Source organism: Photorhabdus australis DSM 17609, from assembly GCF_000711895.1.
GTDB lineage: Bacteria > Pseudomonadota > Gammaproteobacteria > Enterobacterales > Enterobacteriaceae > Photorhabdus > Photorhabdus australis.
Genome location: NZ_JONO01000133.1, coordinates 1 through 1,370, shown reverse-complemented (window position 1 = coordinate 1,370; position 1,370 = coordinate 1). Strand labels below are relative to the sequence as shown.

Sequence of the window (1,370 nt, the reverse complement as noted above, 5' to 3'; positions counted from 1 at the left end):
AAGGTGAGTAATATAACTTTTAAAAAAATTTGAGTGAAGTGTGATTTCTAATTATTTGTCTTGGGTAAAGTGGATAGCGATATTAAATCGCTGCCTGTAACGTAGGAAAAGGATTTTCGTGATTATATTCTGGTCTTTCCCGCCGGTTCAGGCATGAAACCAGTTTATGTGATGTTTAATATTCCCCGGAACCAACCGGGAGTGATAACGGGTCGGGAACAAAAAGTTGAAGGTGATTGGTTAAGTCGCGCCGGACAAGGTATGGGAGCACCAATTCCCAGTCAGATAGCGGATAAGTTGCGAGGGAGGAGAGGAGATTTAATAGCTTTGATGATTTCAGAAAGGCATTTTGGAAAGAGGTTGGTAATGATCCGGAATTGTCTAAACAATTCACAAGAGCAAATGCGATAAACGTACCTGAAGGTTATTCTCCATATACAATTCCTGAAGAGCAGGTTGGAGGTAGGGAAGTATTTGAGATTCATCATGTTAAACCAATTCATGAAGGTGGTGAGGTTTATAACATGGATAATCTGCGCATATTGACACCGAAGCGGCATATAAAAATACATACTAATAAAGGGGGTAAAGTGGGATGAATTTGAAAAATAAGTTGGAAGATTATACAGAAGCTGAATTTTTAGTTCTGCTGAATAAAATCTTCGATGGTGAATGTAAAACTGAGTACGAATATCACAGTTTAGTAAAACATATTGAGATAATTACCGAGCATCCCAGACGAAATGGACTAATTTTTTACTCAGAAAATGGAGTTGAAGATAGTCCTGGAGGTGTGCTTAAAGTGATAAAAGAATGGCGAGCCAAAAGCGGCAAGCCGGGTTTTAAAAAATAGCGATTGAGTAAGTGATAAAAAGGATTTTTATAATCCTTTTTATCACGGACAAGATTAATACCTCACAACTATCATACTGGCATTAATCGCTCCCGATGCCGGAAGAAAAGGATTTTCGCGATTATATTCTGGTACTTCCCATCCCGAATATGCCGCCGGTGTATGTGTATTTGAGTAAACCGCCAGTGAAATTGTTTGAAGTAGATTTGTATAGAAACTTTGCGGGGCGACTGAGGAATGGAACGCATGCTGATCATATGCCTTCGGCGGCTGCGGTTAGGGCTAAATTGAAGAGGTTATATCTAAATGTATCTCCTGCTGAATTAAATGAAGCAACTAAAGATGTTGCTGCCATTATTATTCCGGCAGAAATACATCAAAAACTCAGTGCTACTTATGGAGGGAGGAATACTCCACATCAAATAGAGCAGGACTCAAGGGACTTACGAGCGGCTCTTGATAGAGACTTTAATGTGATAACTCCAGCATTAAAGGATTATGGTGTAACAGAAACGCA

Annotated in this window: 3 protein-coding genes and 1 pseudogene; all 4 read left to right on the top strand. The window is 39.3% G+C overall.

Annotated elements, in window-relative coordinates:
• Positions 1 to 126 precede the first annotated feature (126 nt).
• The gene (locus BO26_RS24535) at positions 127 to 411 is read left to right on the top strand and encodes a hypothetical protein (RefSeq protein ID WP_420864716.1); all 285 of its coding nucleotides are present in this window, start codon (positions 127 to 129) and stop codon (positions 409 to 411) included.
• Positions 378 to 599, top strand: coding sequence for an HNH endonuclease signature motif containing protein (locus BO26_RS23740; protein WP_051691060.1), 222 nt, complete (start codon positions 378 to 380; stop codon positions 597 to 599). The genes BO26_RS24535 and BO26_RS23740 overlap by 34 nt, the downstream gene beginning before the upstream one ends.
• Positions 596 to 853 carry a bacteriocin immunity protein gene (locus tag BO26_RS18475; protein WP_036774085.1) on the top strand — a complete coding sequence of 86 codons (258 nt, stop codon included), beginning with the start codon at positions 596 to 598 and terminating at the stop codon, positions 851 to 853. Before BO26_RS23740 ends, BO26_RS18475 begins: the two co-directional genes overlap by 4 nt.
• A 95-nt stretch (positions 854 to 948) precedes the next feature.
• A pseudogene (locus tag BO26_RS18470) lies at positions 949 to 1,370 on the top strand (S-type pyocin domain-containing protein); the annotation flags it as partial.